This is a genomic window from Denitrovibrio acetiphilus DSM 12809 (assembly GCF_000025725.1).
Classification (GTDB): Bacteria; Chrysiogenota; Deferribacteres; order Deferribacterales; family Geovibrionaceae; genus Denitrovibrio; species Denitrovibrio acetiphilus.
On sequence record NC_013943.1, the window covers coordinates 1,069,757 to 1,091,849 of the forward strand.

Annotated in this window: 25 protein-coding genes; 11 read left to right on the top strand and 14 right to left on the bottom strand. The window is 42.2% G+C overall.

Annotated features, from left to right (window positions below; genetic code table 11):
• Window positions 1–9 precede the first annotated feature (9 nt).
• Window positions 10–1,464, top strand: a complete 1,455-nt coding sequence (gene gltX / locus DACET_RS05120) for a glutamate--tRNA ligase (protein ID WP_041229906.1) — start codon at window positions 10–12, stop codon at window positions 1,462–1,464.
• 5 nt (window positions 1,465–1,469) lie between these two features.
• Window positions 1,470–3,146 (top strand): glutamine--tRNA ligase/YqeY domain fusion protein, encoded by a 1,677-nt coding sequence (locus tag DACET_RS05125; RefSeq protein WP_013010326.1) that lies wholly within the window; start codon window positions 1,470–1,472, stop codon window positions 3,144–3,146.
• Window positions 3,147–3,445: 299 nt separating this feature from the next.
• Here DACET_RS05125 and DACET_RS05130 read toward each other — a convergent pair whose 3' ends face one another.
• The 6 genes from DACET_RS05130 to DACET_RS05155 all read right to left on the bottom strand — a co-directional run bounded on the left by DACET_RS05130 (window position 3,446) and on the right by DACET_RS05155 (window position 7,879).
• Window positions 3,446–3,742: an AzlD family protein gene (locus DACET_RS05130; RefSeq protein ID WP_013010327.1), complete on the bottom strand. Its 297-nt coding sequence runs from the start codon at window positions 3,740–3,742 to the stop codon at window positions 3,446–3,448.
• Entirely contained in the window at window positions 3,729–4,406 is a 678-nt protein-coding gene (locus DACET_RS05135) for an AzlC family ABC transporter permease (protein WP_013010328.1), read from the bottom strand. The genes DACET_RS05130 and DACET_RS05135 overlap by 14 nt, the downstream gene beginning before the upstream one ends.
• Window positions 4,407–4,452: 46 nt before the next feature.
• Window positions 4,453–5,244, bottom strand: a complete 792-nt coding sequence (locus DACET_RS15450; protein ID WP_013010329.1) for a helix-turn-helix domain-containing protein — start codon at window positions 5,242–5,244, stop codon at window positions 4,453–4,455.
• A 3-nt stretch (window positions 5,245–5,247) separates the two neighbouring features.
• Window positions 5,248–5,871 (bottom strand): LysE family translocator, encoded by a 624-nt coding sequence (locus DACET_RS05145; protein WP_013010330.1) that lies wholly within the window; start codon window positions 5,869–5,871, stop codon window positions 5,248–5,250.
• A gap of 8 nt (window positions 5,872–5,879) precedes the next feature.
• Window positions 5,880–6,905 carry a radical SAM protein gene (locus tag DACET_RS05150; RefSeq protein WP_013010331.1) on the bottom strand — a complete coding sequence of 342 codons (1,026 nt, stop codon included), beginning with the start codon at window positions 6,903–6,905 and terminating at the stop codon, window positions 5,880–5,882.
• A 92-nt stretch (window positions 6,906–6,997) separates the two neighbouring features.
• Window positions 6,998–7,879 (bottom strand): ArgP/LysG family DNA-binding transcriptional regulator, encoded by an 882-nt coding sequence (locus DACET_RS05155; protein WP_041230169.1) that lies wholly within the window; start codon window positions 7,877–7,879, stop codon window positions 6,998–7,000.
• 53 nt (window positions 7,880–7,932) lie between these two features.
• On the opposite strand from DACET_RS05155, the gene DACET_RS05160 reads away from it, so the two are divergent.
• From DACET_RS05160 to DACET_RS16235, 4 genes are read left to right on the top strand one after another with little or no spacing between them, the layout of a single operon-like run.
• Complete coding sequence (locus DACET_RS05160) at window positions 7,933–8,589, top strand: LysE/ArgO family amino acid transporter (protein WP_211204106.1); 657 nt, start codon at window positions 7,933–7,935, stop codon at window positions 8,587–8,589.
• Window positions 8,590–8,640: 51 nt separating this feature from the next.
• Window positions 8,641–9,981 (top strand): deoxyribodipyrimidine photo-lyase, encoded by a 1,341-nt coding sequence (gene phrB / locus DACET_RS05165; protein WP_013010334.1) that lies wholly within the window; start codon window positions 8,641–8,643, stop codon window positions 9,979–9,981.
• On the top strand, window positions 9,978–10,418 hold the full coding sequence (locus DACET_RS05170; RefSeq protein ID WP_013010335.1) for a MarR family winged helix-turn-helix transcriptional regulator: 441 nt from the start codon (window positions 9,978–9,980) through the stop codon (window positions 10,416–10,418). Before phrB ends, DACET_RS05170 begins: the two co-directional genes overlap by 4 nt.
• A 43-nt stretch (window positions 10,419–10,461) precedes the next feature.
• Window positions 10,462–10,620, top strand: a complete 159-nt coding sequence (locus DACET_RS16235; RefSeq protein ID WP_169304189.1) for a hypothetical protein — start codon at window positions 10,462–10,464, stop codon at window positions 10,618–10,620.
• Window positions 10,621–10,730: 110 nt separating this feature from the next.
• Here DACET_RS16235 and DACET_RS05175 read toward each other — a convergent pair whose 3' ends face one another.
• The 3 genes from DACET_RS05175 to DACET_RS05185 form a co-directional block, all read right to left on the bottom strand.
• Window positions 10,731–11,879 (bottom strand): nitrogen regulation protein NR(II), encoded by a 1,149-nt coding sequence (locus DACET_RS05175; protein ID WP_013010336.1) that lies wholly within the window; start codon window positions 11,877–11,879, stop codon window positions 10,731–10,733.
• A 448-nt stretch (window positions 11,880–12,327) separates the two neighbouring features.
• On the bottom strand, window positions 12,328–12,702 hold the full coding sequence (locus tag DACET_RS05180; protein WP_013010337.1) for a VOC family protein: 375 nt from the start codon (window positions 12,700–12,702) through the stop codon (window positions 12,328–12,330).
• Window positions 12,703–12,717: 15 nt separating this feature from the next.
• The gene (locus tag DACET_RS05185; RefSeq protein ID WP_013010338.1) at window positions 12,718–13,680 is read right to left on the bottom strand and encodes a zinc transporter ZntB; all 963 of its coding nucleotides are present in this window, start codon (window positions 13,678–13,680) and stop codon (window positions 12,718–12,720) included.
• 163 nt (window positions 13,681–13,843) lie between these two features.
• Here DACET_RS05185 and DACET_RS05190 point away from each other — a divergent pair, with 163 nt between their 5' ends.
• Entirely contained in the window at window positions 13,844–14,284 is a 441-nt protein-coding gene (locus DACET_RS05190) for a TlpA family protein disulfide reductase (protein ID WP_013010339.1), read from the top strand.
• Here DACET_RS05190 and DACET_RS05195 read toward each other — a convergent pair.
• Both DACET_RS05195 and DACET_RS05200 read right to left on the bottom strand, forming a co-directional pair.
• A complete protein-coding gene (locus DACET_RS05195) occupies window positions 14,281–15,477 on the bottom strand; it encodes a class I SAM-dependent rRNA methyltransferase (protein ID WP_013010340.1) in 1,197 nt (398 codons plus the stop codon). The genes DACET_RS05190 and DACET_RS05195 overlap by 4 nt on opposite strands.
• Window positions 15,478–15,515: 38 nt before the next feature.
• Window positions 15,516–15,851, bottom strand: a complete 336-nt coding sequence (locus DACET_RS05200) for a hypothetical protein (RefSeq protein WP_013010341.1) — start codon at window positions 15,849–15,851, stop codon at window positions 15,516–15,518.
• Window positions 15,852–15,911: 60 nt separating this feature from the next.
• Here DACET_RS05200 and DACET_RS05205 point away from each other — a divergent pair, with 60 nt between their 5' ends.
• Complete coding sequence (locus DACET_RS05205; protein WP_013010342.1) at window positions 15,912–16,451, top strand: flavodoxin domain-containing protein; 540 nt, start codon at window positions 15,912–15,914, stop codon at window positions 16,449–16,451.
• 53 nt (window positions 16,452–16,504) lie between these two features.
• The gene (locus DACET_RS05210; protein ID WP_013010343.1) at window positions 16,505–17,455 is read left to right on the top strand and encodes a YeiH family protein; all 951 of its coding nucleotides are present in this window, start codon (window positions 16,505–16,507) and stop codon (window positions 17,453–17,455) included.
• 523 nt (window positions 17,456–17,978) lie between these two features.
• Here DACET_RS05210 and DACET_RS05215 read toward each other — a convergent pair.
• The 3 genes from DACET_RS05215 to nifA all read right to left on the bottom strand — a co-directional run bounded on the left by DACET_RS05215 (window position 17,979) and on the right by nifA (window position 20,737).
• On the bottom strand, window positions 17,979–18,482 hold the full coding sequence (locus tag DACET_RS05215; protein WP_013010344.1) for a peptidylprolyl isomerase: 504 nt from the start codon (window positions 18,480–18,482) through the stop codon (window positions 17,979–17,981).
• Between the two features lie 15 nt (window positions 18,483–18,497).
• Window positions 18,498–19,031, bottom strand: coding sequence for a peptidylprolyl isomerase (locus DACET_RS05220; protein WP_013010345.1), 534 nt, complete (start codon window positions 19,029–19,031; stop codon window positions 18,498–18,500).
• A gap of 83 nt (window positions 19,032–19,114) precedes the next feature.
• Window positions 19,115–20,737 carry a nif-specific transcriptional activator NifA gene (nifA, locus tag DACET_RS05225; protein WP_013010346.1) on the bottom strand — a complete coding sequence of 541 codons (1,623 nt, stop codon included), beginning with the start codon at window positions 20,735–20,737 and terminating at the stop codon, window positions 19,115–19,117.
• A 591-nt stretch (window positions 20,738–21,328) separates the two neighbouring features.
• Between nifA and fdxB the strand changes: the two genes are divergently transcribed.
• On the top strand, window positions 21,329–21,592 hold the full coding sequence (gene fdxB / locus DACET_RS05230) for a ferredoxin III, nif-specific (protein WP_013010347.1): 264 nt from the start codon (window positions 21,329–21,331) through the stop codon (window positions 21,590–21,592).
• 3 nt (window positions 21,593–21,595) lie between these two features.
• Window positions 21,596–21,868 carry a nitrogen fixation protein NifZ gene (locus DACET_RS05235; protein WP_013010348.1) on the top strand — a complete coding sequence of 91 codons (273 nt, stop codon included), beginning with the start codon at window positions 21,596–21,598 and terminating at the stop codon, window positions 21,866–21,868.
• Window positions 21,869–22,093: the final 225 nt, after the last annotated feature.

Here is a 22,093-nt window from a genome sequence, read left to right on the forward strand (position 1 = left end):
AATGGAGATATGATGAACAACGCAGATATTAGAGTGCGTTTTGCACCATCACCAACAGGCTACCTTCATGTTGGCGGGGCAAGAACTGCTCTCTTTAATTACCTTTTTGCAAAAGCCACAGGTGGTAAATTCCTCCTGAGAATAGAAGATACAGATAGAACCAGATTTCAGGAAGATTCTTTAAAAGAAATTTTTGAAAGCCTCCGCTGGATGGGGTTAGAGTGGGATGAAGGTCCTGAGAAAGATGGTGATTTCGGACCTTACATCCAGTCAGAAAGGCTTGAGCTGTACCAGAAACACGCCGAACAACTCATCGCTGAAGGTCATGCTTATAAATGTTTCTGCACACCGGAGAGGCTGGATCAGGTACGTAAAGAGAAAGAAGCACGCAAAGAACAGCACGGGGGCTATGACAGAACATGCCGAAACCTCTCTGCTGATGAAATACAAGAGAATATTGATGATGGAAAACCTTATGTAGTGCGGCTTAAAGCCCCTCTGGAGGGAGCGATCTCTTTTGAAGATATGGTTCGGGGTATAATAGAAACGCCGGTTAATATGGTTGACGATACTGTACTTCTGAAAACCGACGGTTTCCCTACATATCACCTTGCATCTGTAGTTGACGACCATTTTATGAAAATATCTCACGTTATGCGCGGTGATGAATGGATTGCGTCCACTCCAAGGCATGTCCTCCTTTATAAAGCATTTGGCTGGGAAGCTCCAGTTTTTGCGCACCTCCCTGTTATACTCTCTCCGACAGGAGGCAAGCTTTCAAAAAGGAAAGGTGCTGCGAGTGTAATGGATTACAAGAGGGGGGGGTATCTCCCCGAGGCGCTATTCAACTTTCTTGCACTTCTCGGATGGAACCCGGGTGACGACAGAGAGATAATGACTGTTGAAGAGATTGTTGAGGCATTCACTGCGAAAAAGATATCATCCAAACCTGCTGTTTTCGATGAACAGAAGCTGGAGTGGATGAATGGACATTATATGGAAACATATCCTTCTGATAAGCTTGCTGATGAAGTGATTCCTATGTGGCAGGAAAGAGGGCTGGTTGTTGACGACAGAGATTATGCGGAAGGCGTTGTAAAACTTCTTCAGATTCGTTCTAAGAAGGTTACCGAGCTTGCGGAAACTGCCGACTATTTCTTTAAAGACCCTGAAGAGTATAATGAAAAACAGGCTGCCAAGCAATTCAAAGAAGCTGTCAAACCCGCTTTGGAGAAACTTGTAGCAGAACTGCCGGGCGTTGCCGTCTGGAACAGGGACAGTCTTGAAACTACTTTTCACTCTGTAGCTGATTCACTTGAAATGTCTCCTGGTAAAATAAATCCGGCTGTAAGGCTTGCTGTGACAGGTGTTGGCGGTGGTCCTGATCTCTTTGATATGCTTTCTCACATGGGGAAAGACCGCACAGTGAGAAGAATTAAAAAAGCATCAGAAACGATAGGGTAATAATTATGGAAGAGAATAAGCCATCGAATTTTATAAAGAATATTATCAGAAAAGACCTTGAAGACGGGAAAAATGACGGACGCATCCACACCCGTTTTCCGCCGGAGCCTAACGGATATCTGCACATTGGTCATGCAAAGTCCATCTGTCTGAACTTTGGTCTGGCAGAGGAGTTTGGCGGCAAATGCAATCTTCGTTTTGACGATACTAACCCTTTGAAAGAAGATACAGAATATGTTGATTCAATTAAAGAAGATGTAAAATGGCTCGGTTTTGACTGGGGCGAGACGGAGTTCTATGCTTCGGACTATTTCGACCGTTTTTATGAACTTGCTGTACAACTTGTCAACGACGGTAAAGCCTATGTTGACAGCCTCACTCCTGAAGAAATCAAAGAGTACAGAGGCACACTGAAAGAACCAGGAAAAGAGAGCCCTTTCAGAGATCGTACACCGGCAGAGAATCTTGAGCTTCTTGAAAAGATGAAAAATGGGGAATTCAAAGAGGGTGAATGTGTTCTTAGGGCGAAGATTGATATGTCTTCTCCTAATATGAACATGCGTGACCCTATAATATATCGTATTGCGCATTCTGAGCACCACCGCACAGGCGACAAATGGTGCATATATCCGATGTATGATTTTGCACACGGACTGGAGGATTCGATAGAAGGAGTTACTCACTCTATCTGTACCCTTGAGTTTGAAGATCACAGACCGCTTTATGACTGGTTTCTTGAGCAGCTCGGCGTATTTCATCCGCAGCAGATAGAGTTTGCCAGACTGAACCTCACATATACTATGATGAGCAAGAGAAATCTGCTTACACTGGTAAACGAGGGGTACGTCAGCGGGTGGGATGACCCAAGAATGCCGACAATTGCCGGACTCCGCAGGCGCGGATATACTGCCCAGTCCATAAAGAACTTTTCCGAGATGATAGGAGTGTCCAAAGCAAATTCGATCGTCGAATACGCACAGCTGGAATATTGTGTCAGGGAAGACCTTAACAAAATTGCACAACGTGTTATGGTCGTGACTGATCCTCTGAAAGTGGTTATAACAAACTATCCGGAAGATAAAGAAGAGATGCTTGACGCTGAAAATAACCCTGAAAATGAATCTGACGGGAAAAGGGAGATCCCTTTCTGCCGTGATATATATATAGAGCGGGACGACTTTATGGAAAACCCGCCTAAGAAGTATTTCAGGCTGTCGCCAGGACAGGAGATGCGTCTTAAACATGCATATTATATCAAATGTGAAGAAGTGGTAAAAGATGATAACGGAGAGATAGTTGAGCTACGGTGTACATATGACCCCGCAAGCCGTGGCGGGTGGACAGATGATGGACGTCGTGTTAAAGGAACTGCTCACTGGGTGTCTGCAAGACATTATATAGAAGCAGAAGTGCGTCTGTATGATCACTTATTCACAATCCCAAATCCGGGACGCAGGAAGAAAGGTGAGGTTTTCACCGATAACGTAGACCCTGATTCTTTGAAAGTTATTACTGCATTTGCAGAACCCTCTCTGGCAGACGTTAAACCGTTGCAGAGCTACCAGTTTCTGCGCATAGGTTATTTTACAAGTGACAAGGACTCTGTATCAGGCAAACCGGTTTTTAACAGAACCGTAGGTCTGAAAGATACCTGGGCAAAGATGCAGGGCGCATCTTCTTAAGTGACAGGGTTGAAGTACTACAGTTCAAATGAAGTGGTGTTACTTGGTCTGGCTTTTTAGAAGACTTGTTGAAATTTTAAAGAAAAATAGCAAGATCCCCAGTTTTGATAACAAGATTGGGGATCTTTTACTCTAAGGTGATATTTTCATAGATAGGTCTCTATGACAGTGGATTATGTCACCACGAGGAACAGAGTAACGAAGCGATCTATTCCATAAATGGTTCGCAATGACTTTCACCGAAGTTGAGAAATCGTCCAGACAATGATGTTAATGGTGGAATCTATTCCGAAATTTGGTCAGAAAAGGTAACGGAATAGATTTATAGCGATTATCCCTGCAACGAGACAGGTTATAAGTCCGAATTTCCTTAAAGCGAATATAAGAACCACAGCAGAGGCGAGATATTCGGGAACTCCCCCTTCAATTATAGATGGGGCGATGATTGAAACAATGATTGCGATAGGCACACCTGCAAGAGCGGTCTTAAATCTGGGAGTCATTTCAAAGCGGCTTGCTATGTAAAAGCCTGACATACGTGTGACATATGTTGCTATGCACATGCCGAGGATAGTGAGAAAGCTAACTGCGGTCATAAGACAACCACCCCGCTAATCCTCCTGCAATACCACCTGCAAGAATGTACCATTTACCACCGACAAACTGATATGTAATCACGGCAAATATAAAGGCTGTCAGTATTATCGGTATATCTTTCCTGCCTCGGAAACTGCCTGCACCAATAGTCAGAAATACTGCTGTAAGAGTGAAATCTATGCCTATTGCTTCCGGCGAGGGTATTAGAGCGCCCATTGTCCTGCCTGCCATCGCCGCAGTTACCCAGAATATGTAATTAATGACCCCAGTTCCCAGAAGAAAGCCGATACGCGCAGTCCCCTTCCTGAACTCGCCCATAGAAAGTGCCCACCCCTCGTCAACCATAAAGAACATTGTAAAATAAGACAGCCATCTGTTTTCATTTAAGGCGTAAGGGTAGACAGATGCAGACATGAGCATGTGTCGTAAGTTTATTATAAATGTTGATAAAATGATCATATAAACAGGAAGAGGGTGCTGCCACAGGTCGAGTGCGAGTATCTGTGAAACACCGGCATAAACTATCAGACACGACAGTATTGTTTCCGGTGTGGTCAAAACATTTTGCGTGAGTATTCCGTAGACAACACCGTATGTACCAACCCCCACAGCCAGAGGCAACCCCATTATCATGCCTTTTCTGAATGATTCGAAATTTGTCATAGTGAAAGATTATAGCGGAAAAAGAAAAAAATATTGAATAAAATTGCTATTTTCTGATTATAGAACCGGGCGGTGTTCCGTATATCTTTTTGTATGCACGGGTGAAATGTGCCTGATCAGAAAATCCGCATCCTGCGGCTATGTCTGCAATGTTATTGTCTGTAGTCAGCAGTATTCTGCGGGCACGTTCGATCCGAAGCATGTTCAGATAAGCATGAGGTGTTAGCCCTACAGTTTTTCTGAAAGAGCGCAGGAAATGGTATTTGCTCATCCCTGCCTTATGTGCGAGTTCGTTAAGGTTATGTTTTTGCTGAGGTTCGTCAGTCATAGCTTCAACAGCTCGCTGTATCCCCGAAATATTATGATATACAGGTATGTCCGCAGCGTTCTCTTTATAAAATAGCAGTCCCATGATAGTTTCAAAGCTGTGCTCTTTCTCCATTTCTGTCTCAGAATCGACTGCGTCTCTGTAGGTTTTTATCAGTCTGTTTCTAAGAAAAGCATCATCTTTTTCTGTCTTGCTGAATATGAGCTTGTCCAGTCCGTTCTCTTCTGCGAATTTGTCTGCGGAGTTCTCGTCGAATAAAAGCACAATCTGCTGCCATCCTTCCTCTGTGAGACTTTCTCCTGAGTGAATTTCACATGGGTTCATTGTGACCAGATTTGCGCAATGGAGTGTGCATTCTGTTCTGCCGGCTCTGAAATGTTTTAATCCGTCCGTGAGAATCGCAACGGAATATGTTTCGTGATAGTGCTTCGGAAAGCTGTAATATCTCTGGTCTGTTAAGATAAGGTGAGCGTGGTGTTTGTTAAGGCTGTGTGTTGTTACCGGAGCCAATTTTCACCTCTTGCTGAGTGCAAGTGCCACTCCCAGCCCCATAAGAACTGTCCCTGCCAGTTTGTTGAGCAAGCCGGAGCTGTTATTTTTACTTTTAAGAACTTCGCCAATCTGCCCTGAAAAGAGAGCACAGGCGGAGAAAACAAAAAAAGTACATATGATGAAGACCACCCCCAGAAGAGCCATCTGTATTGATTCGTGCCCGTTTTGAGTGCGTATGAACTGTGGGAAGAGAGCTATGAAGAATATAGCAACTTTTGGATTCAGCATATTAGCTGTGACGCTCTGTATGAAAACGGTCTTAGGGGCAAGCAGTTTATTATCCCTGCCTGCCTTTGCAGAACCGCTTCTGAATATTTTAATACCAATATAGATCAGATATACTGCACCCGCAATTTTAATCAGCGTAAAGGCAAATGCCGATGCTTTTATGATAGCTGAGATGCCTATTATCGCAAATAGGGTGTGTGCTATATTTCCTAGTGAGAAACCTGCCGCAGCAGCCATTGCTGAAGCCCGCCCCTGAGTCACCCCTCTGGTTATAACATAAATAATGTCAGGTCCCGGAGCCATAGCAAGCAGAACCGCTGTGGATGCAAAAAGTAGAATCTGATCTGTTTCAAGCATTTCAAGTCCTATTCAGGCTGAGCTAGTACAGCGTGTTTCTTATTAAAATAATTGGAACTGCCTGTGTGTACATTCCAGTCAGCTTCCTTAAATATAACAGCACAATCGCCCACAGACAAGCCCCTTCCTTCTTCTGTCTTCTCTTTTGTATCTCTCGGGTTACCGCCGCTTTCTGCCCAGAAAAGGTTAGCTCCGGCGTATGCTCCGATTACGTTTGGTTCATGTGTACAGTTTCCTATGACACTGCGTGGGGTTGCAAGTCTTGTTACGGCAACTATTTGCGCTATGCGGAGTTCTGATATCATTCCGTAATTTTCAAGGTCTGAGCCTGGGATAGTTATCCTGCGCATGGCACCGCTGAAGGCGGGATCAAAGGACGCCGCAAGAAGTATGTGTTCTGCTATCTGCTCGTTAGTGTGTTCCGGACCTATAGGCTCTACACATGTCCCCACTACCAGCCCCGCATCCTGAAAATTGCGGACAGATTTCATGCGTTGATTGATAGATACTTTTGTTGTGCTGCCTTCACCCATGCGGATCGCATGATAAACACCGTGAAAGCCTGCATCTTTCATCTGGCGTGTACGTTTTTCTGACATGTCCCCCACGTTTGCCACCATGTACGAGCCATTTTTCATTATTGATTTAACTTCTTTTGCAATTTCAAGGAATTTTCCAAAATCGTAGTTTGCTGTCGTCATTAGGAAAACGGATGTATTTTCAGGTGTTTCGTCGAATTGTCTAGCGTAAGCAATACACTCCTCAACGCTGAGTTCTATCGGATCTTTAAAAATACCGTATTGAGAAGCAAAAGAGCAGAACTCGCAGTTTACAGGGCAGGGGGCTAGGTTTAGAGCAAACTGACCGTGCACCTCTGCTGTATTATTCGTTAACTCTCTGGAGACTCTTCCTGCTTCTCCCATTATCAGTGCAGTTTCTGCCGATGTTGTGGGGTAGGAGAGCATTTCGATAACTTCTCCCTTGGTAAATTGTTCCCCGTCACGGGCTTTTTTGATGATGTCGTGAATGTTCATATTTGCGGACTCCTCCATAATAATAATGCATTATATCTAATAAGAATTTTATTTCAAAACAATTCGTAACCATGTAAACATAAGTGAAAAAACTAAATAAGCATGTTTTTCTTTAATATTGAATTTGTCAGTGCATCCAGCGAAAGGGATGTGATGTTCCACCTATGCCAATAGAGCGGGGTTTGTACTGTGTGAGGGTAAAATGCATCTCTAAGTGTACCGTTATCAAGAAATTCTCTGCACTGCATTACCGTCATCATACCTATACCAAAGCTGTTGGCTATGGCATCTTTATATTTATTAACGTCGGGTATGTGCATGTAGGGGAAGTCTGACGGCTGGGTCTTAAATGCGTTGGTGAACATCTGTTTGTGCAGTGTGTCTTTTTCATTATAAATGATAACTGGAACTTCCTTTAATGTATTAATATCAAAGCCGTTTTTAAAATGTTTTTCATATATTTCAGGTGAGCAGAACATCTTATAAGACATGGTTCCTATCAGGCTGCATGAGCATGACTGAAACGGTTTGTCACGAGTGCTGATACAGGCTGATACTTCGCCGTCTTTCATCATACGGTGCGTTTCATCCTGATCATCAACATAGAGCTTAAGTAATATTCTGTTCTTTTTCACCGCTTTTTCGACTGCGTCCAGAAACCATGTGCAGAGGCTGTCAGCGTTCAGACTGACAGAAACAGTTGTAAAACCTGACACTTCTTTATGTAATAAGCTGTTGTCGAGCTCCACCTCAAGTAGTTCAACTTTTTTAAAATGTGAGATGATGTTTTTCCCTGCGTCTGTTGGTACAGGAGGGTTTGAGCGTACGAGAAGTATTTGACCAACTGCTTCTTCGAGCTGACGGACACGCTGGGAGACTGCGGATTGTGTCAGATGGAGAACCAGAGACGCTCTTTCAAATCCTTTGTTTTCAACTACGGCTGTAAATGCTTCCAGCAACTTATAATCATACATATGCATATATTAGCAAAATTTATATAATATAAAAACAATTAATTTTACTTTTGATGATAGAACAGGTATCTTCCCATCAGAGTAACAACAACAACACCGGAGGGGAAATGTACCACACAGCATTCTTAACAGGGATGGGAACCAGCGCAGGGCTTATAATAGCCATTGGGGCACAGAATGCATATCTGCTGACCCAGAGCGTTCGGCGTAACCATTATGTAACGATAGCCGTCATATGTGCAATATTTGATGTGTTATTTATATCTGTAGGTGTGGCTGGTGTAGGTACTTTCCTTAACGGTAGTCCTCTTCTTATGAAGATTGCCGCATGGGGCGGAGCTTCATTTCTCTTCTTTTACGGTCTCATGTCCTTTAGGTCAGCTTTTCGCAAGAATACCATGAACCTTCTGGAGCAGACTGATGACAGTCTCAAGAAAGTTATAGTAACAACTCTTGCCGTGACAGTGTTGAATCCTCACGTGTACATAGATACAATTGTGCTCATGGGTGGTATTTCCGCTCAGTTCGAATCGTATAACAGGCTGATGTTTGCCATTGGGGCTTGTCTGTCTTCGGTTATATGGTTTTACTTGCTTGCTGTTGCAGGGACAAAGCTTCAGGGTATTTTCAGAAAACCGGTCACATGGAAACTTCTGGATGGCTCTGTGGGTACTGTTATGTGGCTAATCGGTCTTTCGCTGATTATATAGTCTTTCAATTTGTCTGTTATCTGATATATTTATACAACAGGTAAGTGATGAATGACAGATATCAGGCGTGAGTATCAGATAAACAAAGATGTAACGTATTTTGGCGGTCCTGTTATCTACTGGATGAACAGAGACCAACGTGTGCGTGACAACTGGGCTCTGATCAAAGCTATGGAGCTTGCAGAGAGCAGGCAGTCACCTATGGCTGTAGTGTTTTGTCTCATACCTGATTATCCTTCGGCACGTAATCAGCATTTTCGTTTCATGATGGAAGGTCTTTGTGAAATAGACCTTGAACTGGAATATCTTAAAATCCCTTTTTTCATGATCAGCGGCAATCCCGTGGACGAATTATCAAAGTTTATCCGTCAGGTTGGAGCCGGTGCCGTTGTTACAGATTTTTCCCCCTTAAAATTTAACCGTAAGATGAAGCTTGAGCTCGCTGAAGTAATAAACGTGCCCCTCATCGAAGTTGATGCCCATAATATTGTTCCATGCAGAATAGCAAGCCACAAGGAAGAGTTCGCGGCAAGAACCATCAGACCAAAGATAAACGGGCTTTTAAGTCAGTTTCTGGTGGAATTTCCGAAGCTAAAACAGCAAAGATATAAATGGAAAGGGCATACTGCTCATATAGACTGGGAACGTGTTATTAACTCGTTTGGCATACCTAACAATTTCTATCCTGCAGGTATCAGGGCAGCAGACGAGGCATTACATAATTTCGTTACCGGTTCTTTAAATGGATACAATATAAAACGAAATGACCCGACCATTGATCATCAGTCCAACTTGTCCCCTTATCTGCATTTCGGCAATATTTCCGCACAGAGGTGCGCTCTGGATGCCGGTGAAGCATTTTGGGCTGATGAAGATATCAGAGCGTTTAAAGAGGAGCTCGTAGTCCGGCGGGAACTCGCTGAAAATTACTGTTTTTATAATGATCATTATGACTCAGTGGAAGGTGCTCATAGCTGGGCAAAAAAGACTATCGAAGAACATAGGGATGACTCCAGAGAGTATATATATGGATATGATGAGTTTGAGCAGGCAAAAACTCATGACCCTTTATGGAACGCTGCCCAGAAGGAGATGGCTATAAAAGGGAAGATGCACGGATATATGCGGATGTATTGGGCTAAAAAGATGCTTGAGTGGACTCCGGATGTTGAAACTGCCTTTGAAACTGCACTCTCGCTGAATGATAGATATTCTCTGGACGGTCGTGACCCGAACGGCTATACAGGGGTTGCGTGGTCTGTTTGCGGTGTTCATGACAGAGCATGGTTTGAACGTCCTGTTTTTGGCAAGATCCGCTATATGAACTTTAACGGATGCAAATCAAAGTTCAAAGTTAATAAGTATATAACATCTGTCGAGCAGTTGTTATGAAGAAAAAATATGATGAGCATGAGCTTTTAAATATGCGTCTTGTTCGTGCGGTATATAACGGCATGAAGGCAATGCGTAAAAAAGAATCTGTTAAGATAAATGAAGCCGGGGTTACATTCTCTCAGTTTGAAGTACTCGTTGTTGTTTATCATTTTGCCCCGATGACAGTCAATAGCATCATAGAAAACACACTTTCTACTATCGGGAATATTTCGCTTGTTGTTACTAATCTAATTAAAGACGGTTTTCTTAAATCTGAAGTTCACGAAAGCGACAAAAGGTCGAAATTGATAACGTTGACTCAGAAGGGGGAGGAATTTATGGATGATTTTTTCCCTACGCACCTGAGAAATATTGAGAATATCTTTTCTGTCTACACTCAGGAGGAGAAAGAACTTCTTTTGTCGCTGATGAGAAAATTATACAGAGATAACTGATTTTTATGATGTCGAAGACAGAACACCACGCATTTATGCGTGTATGAATGAGCTAATCACAGCTTTAGAGCTTATGAATCGTTGCGAGAAATGTAATGACGAAGCAATCTCAGGATTAATTGAGTCCAGAGACTGCCACAGCCCTGCGGGCTTCTCAGTGACGTATTTTGCATATGCTTTAGTTATGACAACGAAGTTATAACTTAGCGTGTTAAGCACATGCGAAGCAATAGAAATAAGGGTTTACCAGTGGGAATCTATTGGTTGTATCAAGAGTGGAAGACACTTTCGTAATGTTATAATATATTATCATTACAGAGGATTTTTTGCATTAAACTCGGTTATGCTGATAATGATATCAACTCCTTTATCCGCCTGCTGGTAGCTTATGTTCCCTTTATAATTATTTTTGAACATTTTTTTCAGGAGTGCTAATTTTTCCACATCAGGAGATACAAGGTTTTTGTAATGTATAATAATTTTTAGTGTATCGTCACATATCACATGTTCGAATTCTATCTCTTTTTTTGCAGTGTCCTGCTTTGTTCCAATGGTCATTATGGATCTTATAATATAATCATACTGATGTTTGTCGCCATATATCACGATATTGCCCTTATTGCAGCCGTGGAAACATTTTTTTGTTCCAGTTCCGCATCTGATCCTGAAATTATCAGTGATATCTATGAAATTTTCAGATGGCAAGTCGCCTAGGGCATGACAGTTAAGGCTGATAAAAGTGTTTGTTTCACTCAGAAGACCATCGATTTGCTGAACATTAGAGAACATGGATTCTGCAACATTGATGATGTCTTCGTCTGTTTCGTTTGAGTAAAAGACCGCCATCTCATCTATGGATTCTGACAAACGTCTGATCTCGTTAAAAATCTGTCTGGTTGAAAAATTCATATAATATTTAGTTAGTGTGTCGTCGTCGAACTGCTCACGCAGATCCTGAGTGAATAGTGATATGCTGTTCAGGGGCTGCCTCCATGTGTGCATAGATTCAACGATAATCTGCTTAACTATTTCGTTATCTTCTTTTCGCTTACTGATTTTTCTTTCTTTGTATAGTTTAGTGATGTCATAGATTTTGGCTATTATGTGTTTTGAGCCGGAGTCTGCGTCCTCCGCGGCGCAGGCTGTCAGCATAAGCCAGAGAGATTCTGTGTCGTTATACAGTGGGAATTCATACGTAAAGCAGGACTGTTTGTTTGATGAAAACTTTTTTATCCCGTTTATTATTTCATGAATTATAAACTCGTCTTCATGCAGATAATACCTGAGAAGCTCGTCAAAATATAATTCCTGTATCTCTTTTTGTGCAGGTAGGGCTGAGTCTAAGATATTTTGTAGATTTCTGTTTATCCAGAGGACATTCAGATTGTCTGACATTATAATAACTTTCTCAGGTGTATCGGTGTATGTCTTTATGAAGCAATTGGGTATTTCTTTCATCATCAAATTATCATATGCAAATTAATTTTTTTTTCAATCAAAAAAACGATAAATATCAGCCAAAAAAGACCTTTATTGTTTCTTTAAGTGTGGTGATTAATTAACTAATAATATAAGATATTTTAATATTAAGTTTAGATCCGTTTATGAGTTATATTTCATAAGCTTATAGAGTGTAAAGCCTTTTTTGATATTGTCTGGTTAGAATGTTAATTTATATTAAACTATATGCTTGAGATGATTCAATTGTACTGTGTTTCTTTATAGACAACGCAGCGGATGTTTATGCCATAAAGATAATATACCGGTCTGTATTGTCAGTTGGTTTTGCGAGTCAGCAGGTTTCTTAATATAATTTGTTAAGTAAAAAAGGGAGACGAGCTCCCTTTATATTTCTGATTTCATACAGCTTAAGCTTTTGACTAGGGTCTATGTAATACTCCAGAGTTGTTTAATGTTTGTCAGCAGGAACAACTTCAAGCCACCAGCCGTCAGGGTCGTTTATGAAGTATAGTCCCATAGGTTTATTTTCGTAACAGATGCATCCCATCTCTTTGTGGCGTTCATAAAAACCGTCAAAATCATCCACGCGAAAAGCAAGGTGAATTTCGTTATCGCCAAGGTTATACGGTTCTTTTCTGTCACGAAGCCATGTAAGCTCTATCTCCATATCAGACTGCCCGTCTGTCAGGTAGACCAGTATGAATTTCCCTTCTTCCTGTTCGTATCTCCTTTTTTCTTTTAAACCTAGAGCGTCTTCGTAGAATTTCAGACTTTTTTCAAGGTCGAAGACGTTTATGTTGGTGTGTATATACTTTGCTTTCAATTTCGTTTCTCCTTTTCAGAATCTTTTTGATATTTTCAATATAATGATTTGTGTTACAAGTACCACTGCTAAAATGATACTGAATATAGTGAAACCTTCGGAACTGCCGGCTCCGGGGATTCCGCCCAGATTAACCCCCAGAAGCCCTGTAAGGAAGCTGAGAGGGAGGAAAACTGCTGTCATTATAGACAGAAGATACATGTTTTTGTTCATTTTTTCTGCGGCAACGGCGTTCAGGTCATCTTTTATAATGTGACACCTGTTTGTTATTGCTTCAAGATCTTCAAGGTACCTGCTGGTGTTGTTTATGCACTCAACCACAGCGGCACGGTCATCCTCATTAAATATGTTTTCTTTCAGGCTGATCAGCTTAACCAGAGCGTCCTTCTGAGGCGATAGGTATCTGGTGTATGTAACAGATGAACGTCTGATATCAGAGATAACATTTTGTTTCCCCAGTGCTGTATGGTCAATGACGTGGCATTCAAAGTCGAAAATCCAGTCCTTTTTCTCTGCTATGTATGCCTCTATTCTGTCTGTAATCAGCTCTATCACATAAGCCAGAAAATCGCCTTTGCTTTCAGGAGGTGAATGACCGTTTATAACCTCAAGGATATCTTTTATGACGTGAATGTTCTTGAGAGATGTCGAGATGATTCTGTTCTTTTGCATAAATATGCGCATAGACAGCATTTCATAGGGCTGTTCCCCTTTGCTGACATTCACAGCGCGCATATTTAGCAAAATACCGTCAGGGAACACTGTTGTTCTCGGTCTTGTATCCTCGTCAGTGAGGCTTTCTATTATCAGTTCGTCTATGTCCTGCTGGAAAAGCCATTTCTGGGTGCCGAGACTCTCTCTGTGTAAGTGTATCCAGTGAAACATGTATCCGCTGTCTTCTTCAGGGATAATGTCTTTCATGTCAACCCATCTGCCGTTTTCCGTAAGTATAAGGTTTTGAAGGATATGCTCACTCATTGCTCACCATCTTTTAAAGTTTATTCTATAGTATCATTGTATTTTTGGTGCCAGTCAATGCAACTTTCAAATTGTGTCAGCAGTCACAGTCACTATTGACTGCAAAGAATAGTAGTATTATCTTAATCATGTATGGCTTTCTATTATTTATTCAGGAGTCCTTATGCGCTTGATTGCCCTTGTATTTATCACTTTATTTGCATTCTCAGCTTTTGCAGATGATATGCCTGCTGTTGATTTGGATGGACTTTTGAAGGAGGTCAGAGCTCATGATGCTAAAACAATGGTGGTTTTTTGGGCTCCGTGGTGTCCTTTCTGTATTCGTGAGCTGAAAATACTGCGTAATAATCCTCAGTTTGCTACAAATAATAATCTTCAGATAATAGGACTCACTAAAAGAAACGACAGGCGTGCAGCGGTGAATTTTGTAAAAAAGCAGAAGATGCCTTTCAGGTTTTTTATAGCGGAGCAGGATGTTTATGACAAGCTCCAGCGGATAGACGCTGTACCGCTGACGGTTGTTTTCAGCAAAGAGGGGAAAGTGCTGGATTACGAGTACGGCAAGCAGGATATTGAGGATCTTGCCCTTATGCTGGAGGATTAGTCAAAACGTACAAATATGCATTTAAGATATGAGCCTTCATCGAAGCCGGCTGTGTGGTCTATGGCATGACCAGTTCGCTCAAGCTCGCTGAATTTTCTGCCGGAGGCTCTGCATACTTTCAGAACAATATTAAAGAATTCTTCGGCTGATACTCTGGCAGAACATGACGCCGCAGCAAGTATCCCGCCTTTTTCTATCAGGTTGACAGCTATTCTGTTAACTTTTTCATACGCTTTAAATGCGCCGTTAACATCGGATTGTTTTCTGGCAAATGATGGCGGATCTACTATTACCATCCCGAACTTTTCACCGTTTTTGCGTAGCTTTTCCATCTCTTCGAAAGCGTCACCGCAGATAAGCCTGTGTGGTGTCCGGAATCCGTTCAGACGGAAGTTGTCTCCGCAAGCTTCGAGTGCTGGTTTGGATATGTCAAGGCTTGCAACACTTTTTGCTCCTCCGGCTGCGGCGTAAAGGGAGAATCCACCTGTATAGGCAAATACATTTAGGACGTTAAGTCCTTTTGAAAGTTTTCCCGCTATTAGTCTATTATTACGCTGGTCGAGAAAGAAACCTGTTTTCTGACCTTCAGCCGGGTCGGTGTAAAACTGTATATTGTTTTCAGTGAATGTGATCGGCTGATTGATTTTTGTACCGAATATGACTGTGCCGTCAGCTATTTCTGAGAACTCTTTAACAGACCTGCTCATTCGGAGCACAATCCGCTCAGGGTGAACCAGAGAGATAAATATATTAGTCAGTTTGTCAAGGTGAGGCAGCCAGCATGTGGAGTCCAGCTTAATGACAAGTGTGTTTTCGTAAATGTCTGCCACTATCCCCGCCAGTTGATCGTTTTCACCGTTGACCAGCCTATAACCTGTTGTTGAACTATCATTTATCAGGGATGCTCTGCGGACTATACTTTCAGATATCTTTTCTGACAGCCACTCTTTGCTCAGGGTTATAGGTTTTCCTGAGTGGAGCACGCGAACCATGATTGGTGAGTGGATATCAAGGAGACCAATACCGGCGAATTTTCTTTTGTTGTCGTAGAGAACGGCTATATCACCGGAATTCCCCTGTCTGTTTATCTTTTCAATTCCTTTGCTGTAAAGCCACGGATGATTTCTGCGCACGGCCTTAAGCCCCGCAGATGAGAGAATAACAGAAACAGTGTTGGCTGATAGTGGATTCATCAGGAGATATTAGAGATTTTTTGCAAAACAGACAACAGCTATATAGCGATATTTTCCATCCTGAGGTTTTTAAGTGTTTCTGTAACCACAAGGGCAGTTTTTGCCATGGATATCATCTGGGCAAGTTCGAACTCGGGTGTTATACACACAGGGATATCATCGTTCAGGCTGATAAAAAGCCATACAGAGTCGTCTGCTTCTGACGGCATAATTGAGTAATTAACTTTCCCGCTGCTGGATGTTTGCTGGTCATATCTCAGAGATTGCAGTCTGTAAAGATATACGAATGCCATCCTGAGTTCTTCGTCTGTGAAAGCTGATGAATGCGCAACTTCAGTTCCGCCAATGGTTGTTTTTCTTAGTTTATTTATCATATTATGATTATCGGTGATAAACTTGGAAATATAAATATATTAATGTAAAAATGGTGTCAAATGTTTAGAATCAATATTATTTACGCCAGCAGATACGGGGCTGCAAAAGAAGTCAGCTGGCACATAGCAGAAGCTTTAAGAGAAGAGGGCTGTTACGTTGAGCTTACAGAAGCACGTGTTGCAATCCTGAGTGGTTTTGATGCTTATATACTCGGCTCAGGAGTTTATGCTAATCGACTGCTGCCGGATATGGAAGATTTTATTGCAGACAATGTGTTTGCATTGGCAAAGGTCAGAGTAGCAGTTTTCGGCGTAGCCATGCGTACGGAACCCGTTGAGAGAAACGGGCGGATGAGCGGTGGTGTTTATATTTTTGACAAATATCCGGTGAAGCCTTTTACTAAGGCTGTTTTGCATGGGCGAATGGATTTTTTAACTCTTTCAGACGAGGATAAGAACGGGCTTGAGCGTTTTTACAAAGCCAGAGGACTAACACCAGAGCAGAAGGCAGAACGGAAAAGGCTTAGGGATGAGATATCTACGGATGAATGCTCAAATTTTGCAAAAGAAATTTTGTCGGGATTAGTTATTGACGAATGATATTAAAGTGATAATCTATCGGAACTATTTATTATTTTAATATAGGTGAAATTATGCAGAATTTGTTAAGCAATTTCTACCTGTGGGTTCTAGTTGCGATTATCATTTCAGTTTTCAGCAAATCTCCGGCTGTTGCTCTTTGTGTTGGTGCAGCGATAAGCATGACACTGGGCAACCCAGTCAGAAAAAAAACCGGAAATCTTGCTAAAAAAATTCTTCAGCTGGCTATAGTTATGCTGGGGTTCGGTCTTCAGATCAATGTCGTTCTGAAAGTTGGATATGCCTCTATATGGATAACAATGATAAGTATTTCAGCTACTATGTTTGTAGGCTATATCCTCGGGAAGCTGTTTTCTGTGGAGCGTGATCTTTCAATTCTATTGTCATCAGGAACCGCTATATGCGGAGGCAGTGCTATTGCTGCCATGTCCCCAGCCATCGGAGCATCGGAAATGCATACTGCTGTTGCTATGGCAGTTGTTTTCCTGCTGAACGGGCTGGCGCTCATTATCTTTCCTCATGTTGGTCATATGCTTAACATGTCGCAAAACGATTTCGGTCTCTGGAGCGCACTTGCCATACACGACACCAGCAGTGTTGTGGGGGCGGCATCTATATACGGTATGCAGGCTCTTGCTGTGGGAACTACTGTCAAGCTGACAAGAGCACTGTGGATTCTTCCACTTGCTTTTGCCGGAGCAAAGATTAATAACTCAGAGAATAAGGCTAAGTTTCCTTGGTTTCTGCTGTTTTTCCTGCTTGCCGCCATGCTGAGATCTTATATGCCTGCTTATGATGACTACTTTATGCAGATGGCTTTCATAGGGAAACGCATGATGGTGTTTACTCTTTTTCTGATTGGTGCGGGGCTGACAGTCTCAGAACTGAAGAAGATAGGCATGAAACCCCTTGTTATGTCTGTTCTCTTATGGGTTATTGTGTCTGTTGTGTCACTGACGGTAATTCTTGAAGGGTGGGCACACTTTTCTATGCCTATGTTTTGATATCTTCCAAGCCTTTCTGATTCTCAATGACTGGGACATTGTCATTGAGAGGAATAACATGACGAAGCAATCTTGTCTGCTGTTATGTTGCTGAGGTTGTAAGATTGCTTCACTTCGTTCGCAATGACGGAAACAATTCGCAATGACGTGAAGATTGTCTTTGCGAGGAATAACATGACGAAGCAATCTTGTCTGCTGTGATGTTACTGACGCCATAAGATTGCTTCACTTCGTTCGCAATGACGGAAACAGTTCGCAATGACGGAAAGAGTGTCTTTGCGAGGAATAACATGACGAAGCAATCTTATCCGTTGTGATGTTACTGACGTTGTAAGATTGCTTAACTTCGCTCGCAATGACGGAAACAATTCGCAATGACGTGAAGAGTGTCTTTGCGAGGAATAACATGACGAAGCAATCTTGTCTGCTGTGATGTTACTGACGCTATAAGATTGCTTAACTTCGCTCGCAATGACGGAAACAATTCACAATGACGCGAACAAACTGTCAGGTTTGATACCGATTATTTCTTTTTAGGCGGTGTCTTGCGTATTTTAGCTTTTTTTATAGCTTGTTGCTCAACAGGTCTGTCCATCATATCTGTTTCGACCTGCTCAAGTTTTTTAACAACATCCATACCGTCTACAACTTTGCCGAAGATTGTATGTCTGTTGTTAAGCCAGTCAGTGGGGGCGGTGGTTATGAAGAACTGGCTTCCGTTAGTGCGTGGTCCTGCATTTGCCATTGCGAGAAGTCCCGGAACATCGAATTCAAAATCTTCGTGAAATTCATCCTCGAAAGGTCTGCCCCATATTGATTCCCCGCCTCTGCCTGTGCCTGTGGGGTCTCCGCCCTGTATCATAAAGCCTTCGATGATTCTGTGGAAGATTATACCGTCGTAATAGCCGTTTGCAACATGAGTTGTAAAGTTTTCAACTGCTTTAGGTGCGACTTCAGGGAAAAGTTTGACAATTATATTCCCTTGGGTGGTTTCCAGAGTAACAAACTGGTCTTTTGGTTTAGTCATTTAACTCTCTCCGTATTATTTTTTTATGTATGCTTTTACAAGAATCTGGTCGTCATATGGTCTGCTGTTTCCGTCAACTTTCACATTTGAGATTTTTTCAACAATGTCATATCCGTCAACAACATACCCGAATATTGTGTGTTTAAAGTTAAGCCACGGAGTTTTTTCTACAGTTATAAAGAACTGGCTTCCGTTGGTGTTTTTACCTGAGTTTGCCATGGCGAGTACCCCGGGCTTATCAAACTTATAGTTTGGGTTGAACTCATCTTCAAAAGGCTTACCCCATATAGATTTACCACCCATCCCTGTTTCTGTGGGGTCTCCACCCTGAACCATAAAGCCCCTGATGACTCTGTGGAAAGCTATTCCGTTGTAATAACCGTTTTTAACGTGAGTTGTAAAGTTCTCTACAGCTTTAGGTGCGACAAGCGGAAGCAGTTTTATTGTTATGTCCCCCTGATTAGTTTTAAGCACAACTAATGTATCTTTTGCAAATGCTGCTGTGGTTAGGAGTGTGAATGAGATTATTAAAAGCAATAGTTTCTTCATGACTGCCCTCTGTATATTATTTGATTCATGAATTTTAGCTTACCTGCTCAGAAAATCCACAATAAAATGATGGCAGTGGGAAATTATATTTTTTTGACTTTTATGTTGAACTTTTTTATCCGGTAGTTCATCTGACGTACCGTCATGTCGAGCATTCTTGCTGCTTTCGCCTGTACCCATCCTGCTTTTTCAAGAGCCTGAACAACACGTTCTCTTTCATCCATATTGCCGGATATAAGCTCGTTGTCTGCTTCACTGTAGTCATTGTCCGGTATCCCTCCTGTTTGAGGAGTAATGGCCGTGGATGAACCTGAAAGCTGTTCTTCCATGAAGTGAGACATGCACATTTCGCCACGCATGCAGGATATGTGCTTAGTCTTGATCTCTCCGCCGCCGGCTGTGAAAGCGGATCTTTCGAGACAGTTTTCGAGTTCTCTGATATTACCCGGATAATTGCAGTTCATGAGAGCTGTTACTGCTTCCGGAGAAATCGTATAGTTTTTGTTATAGCGCTTGCTCAGATTTTTGAGTATATGCTGGGCAATTTCAGGAATGTCCTCTTTCCGCTTGCGCAGAGGTGGGAGGAATATCGCGAAAACGTTAAGTCTGTAGTACAGGTCAAGCCTGAACTCACCGGACTGAACAGCAGCTTCCAGATTTTTATTTGTAGCGGCGAGGATGCGAACATCCACCTGAACAGGCTTTGTTCCGCCGAGCTTCTCAACAACTTTGTCCTGAAGGACACGGAGTAGTTTGCTTTGGGCTTCCATTGGCATGTCGCCGATTTCGTCAAGAAATATGGTTCCTCCGTCAGCTTGTTCAAATTTACCTTTCTTTTCACCTGCTGCACCAGTGAATGCCCCTTTGGAATACCCGAAGAGTTCACTTTCGATAAGCTCACCGGGGATGGCTGCGCAGTTGACTGCGACAAAAGGTTTTTTTCTTCTGTTGCTGTTGTAGTGGATGGTTTTTGCGACAACCTCTTTTCCTGTTCCGCTTTCGCCTCTTATTAATACAGCAGAATCTGATGCTGTTACCATTTGAACTTTATCCAGAACTTTACGCATGAGTCTGCCGGAGCCGACCAGCCCTTCGTATTGGTATTTTTGAGTAACTTCACCTATAAGCTTAAGTTTTTCCTCTTCGATGCGGCTTTTTTCCTGTTGGATCGCTTCCATTTCGCTTGTAAAAAACTGAACTTTATGAAGAAAAGATGCCATTAGGGTAGCTATCATTTTCAGGATATCAACATCAGTTGTGATGCTGTACATCTTCGACACAACTTTATCCACAGCTAGAACACCGTATGTCTGGTTCTGGTGCTTTATAGGTACAGCAATGAAACTGATCTCTTCTTTTTTGGCGTTACGTCCGAGCTTGTTGAGAAACATTGGCTCTTTCTGAACATCAGGTATCAGAATAGGGATGCCGTATTTGAAAACCTTACCCACGACACCTTCATCGGCTTTATACCGCATATTTTTAACAGGCCCTTCATCGTTATCAAGTCCAATGGATGCCTCTACGAAAAGCTCATTTGTGTCTTTATCGTGGAGCAGTATAAGTCCGCGTTCCATAGACAGGGTATCAGACATCTGCAGCAGCGAGCGGTAAAGCGAGTGTTGAATCATGTTCGAACTGTTCAGTATCACGCTGATTTCATAAATAGTGTTTAGTGCTGTTTTGTAATAGTTTGCGTTCATCATATATAAGTGTGAGCAATGTTTGTGCCACCCAAGCTGTCTTTGCCTACATAAATTAATGCTTTAGGCTTCCCTGTGTAATAAAGCTTAGAAAGTGCATTGCAGAGTTTACTTCTTTAGAAAACAGGCAGGCTCAATGCAGGAGAAATAAAACACGTGGTTAACTTTTCATCAAGAACAGCTTACTTTTTAACCATTTATGCCTGAATTCCGAGCCGTATTTTATGCAATCGAAGACAGAACACCACGCATTTATGCTTGTATGAATGAGCTGATAACAGTTTAAGAGCTTATAAGCCATTGCGAGGGATGTAATGACGAAACAATCTCAGGATTAACTAATGAGTCCAGAGACTGCCACAGCCCTGCGGGCTTCGCAGTGACGTGTTTGGCATATGAATTCGTGTGTTAAGCACGTGCGAAGAAATAGAACCACGGGTTTACCTGTGGGAATCTATGTTACGTTTTTAACATTGTATTGTATTGATAATTACACAAAGGAAATATCTGTTCTGTAAGTCATTGGTAATAGGAGATATAAGAAAACGGCACAGTCATTGCTTATTAAAAGTGAAAAATGAAGGAGTGTTAATTATGGCATTTGTAACAGGAATAAAAAAGAACGGTTCATCATGGACACCACAATTCGTTTCAAGCATTGATAAAGAGGTCTGCATAGGCTGTGCCCGCTGTTTTAAATCCTGCGCATACGGCTGTCTCGGACCATATGAAATAGAAGAAGAGGATGACGCGAGAATGATCATGCAGGTGACAAATGATGGCAACTGCATAGGCTGCCGTGCCTGCTCAAAGGCATGCCCTAAAGGATGTTTAACACACGAACCACTGGAGGCATAAATTATGAAGCTGAAAATAAATCAGCTCGTCAAAGTTAATAAAATTATAAGGGATGACGGAACTTGTGCTGGTTGCAGCAGAGGGGAAGAGATCGCTTATGTTGGTCTTGAAGGGTTTATCTGCGATATTCAGGATTTTCTTTTCGAACCTGTGTACGTCGTCCATTTTATGGATTCGAACAGGCGTATCGGTTTCAGGGAAGCAGAACTCGATGTCGTCGAGGACTTTGATGAGGAAACGGAGACGTGGGTTAAGATTGAAACTGTTGCAAAGTGATCCCGCTGGTTAAGCTAAGCACAGGATGTGCTTCACGGAGCGAACCGAAGAAGGCTTTGCCTTTGGAGGTTTCAGCAGAGTGAGAGCGAAGCCGTATTTTATTCGGCGCAGCGATTGAGAAATTTTATAGGAATTAAAATTTCTTTGCTTAATTGACGAGGAAACGGAGACGTGGGTTAAGGTTGAAACTGCTGCAAGATAGCTTTCAAGCGTGAGATTCTGCTG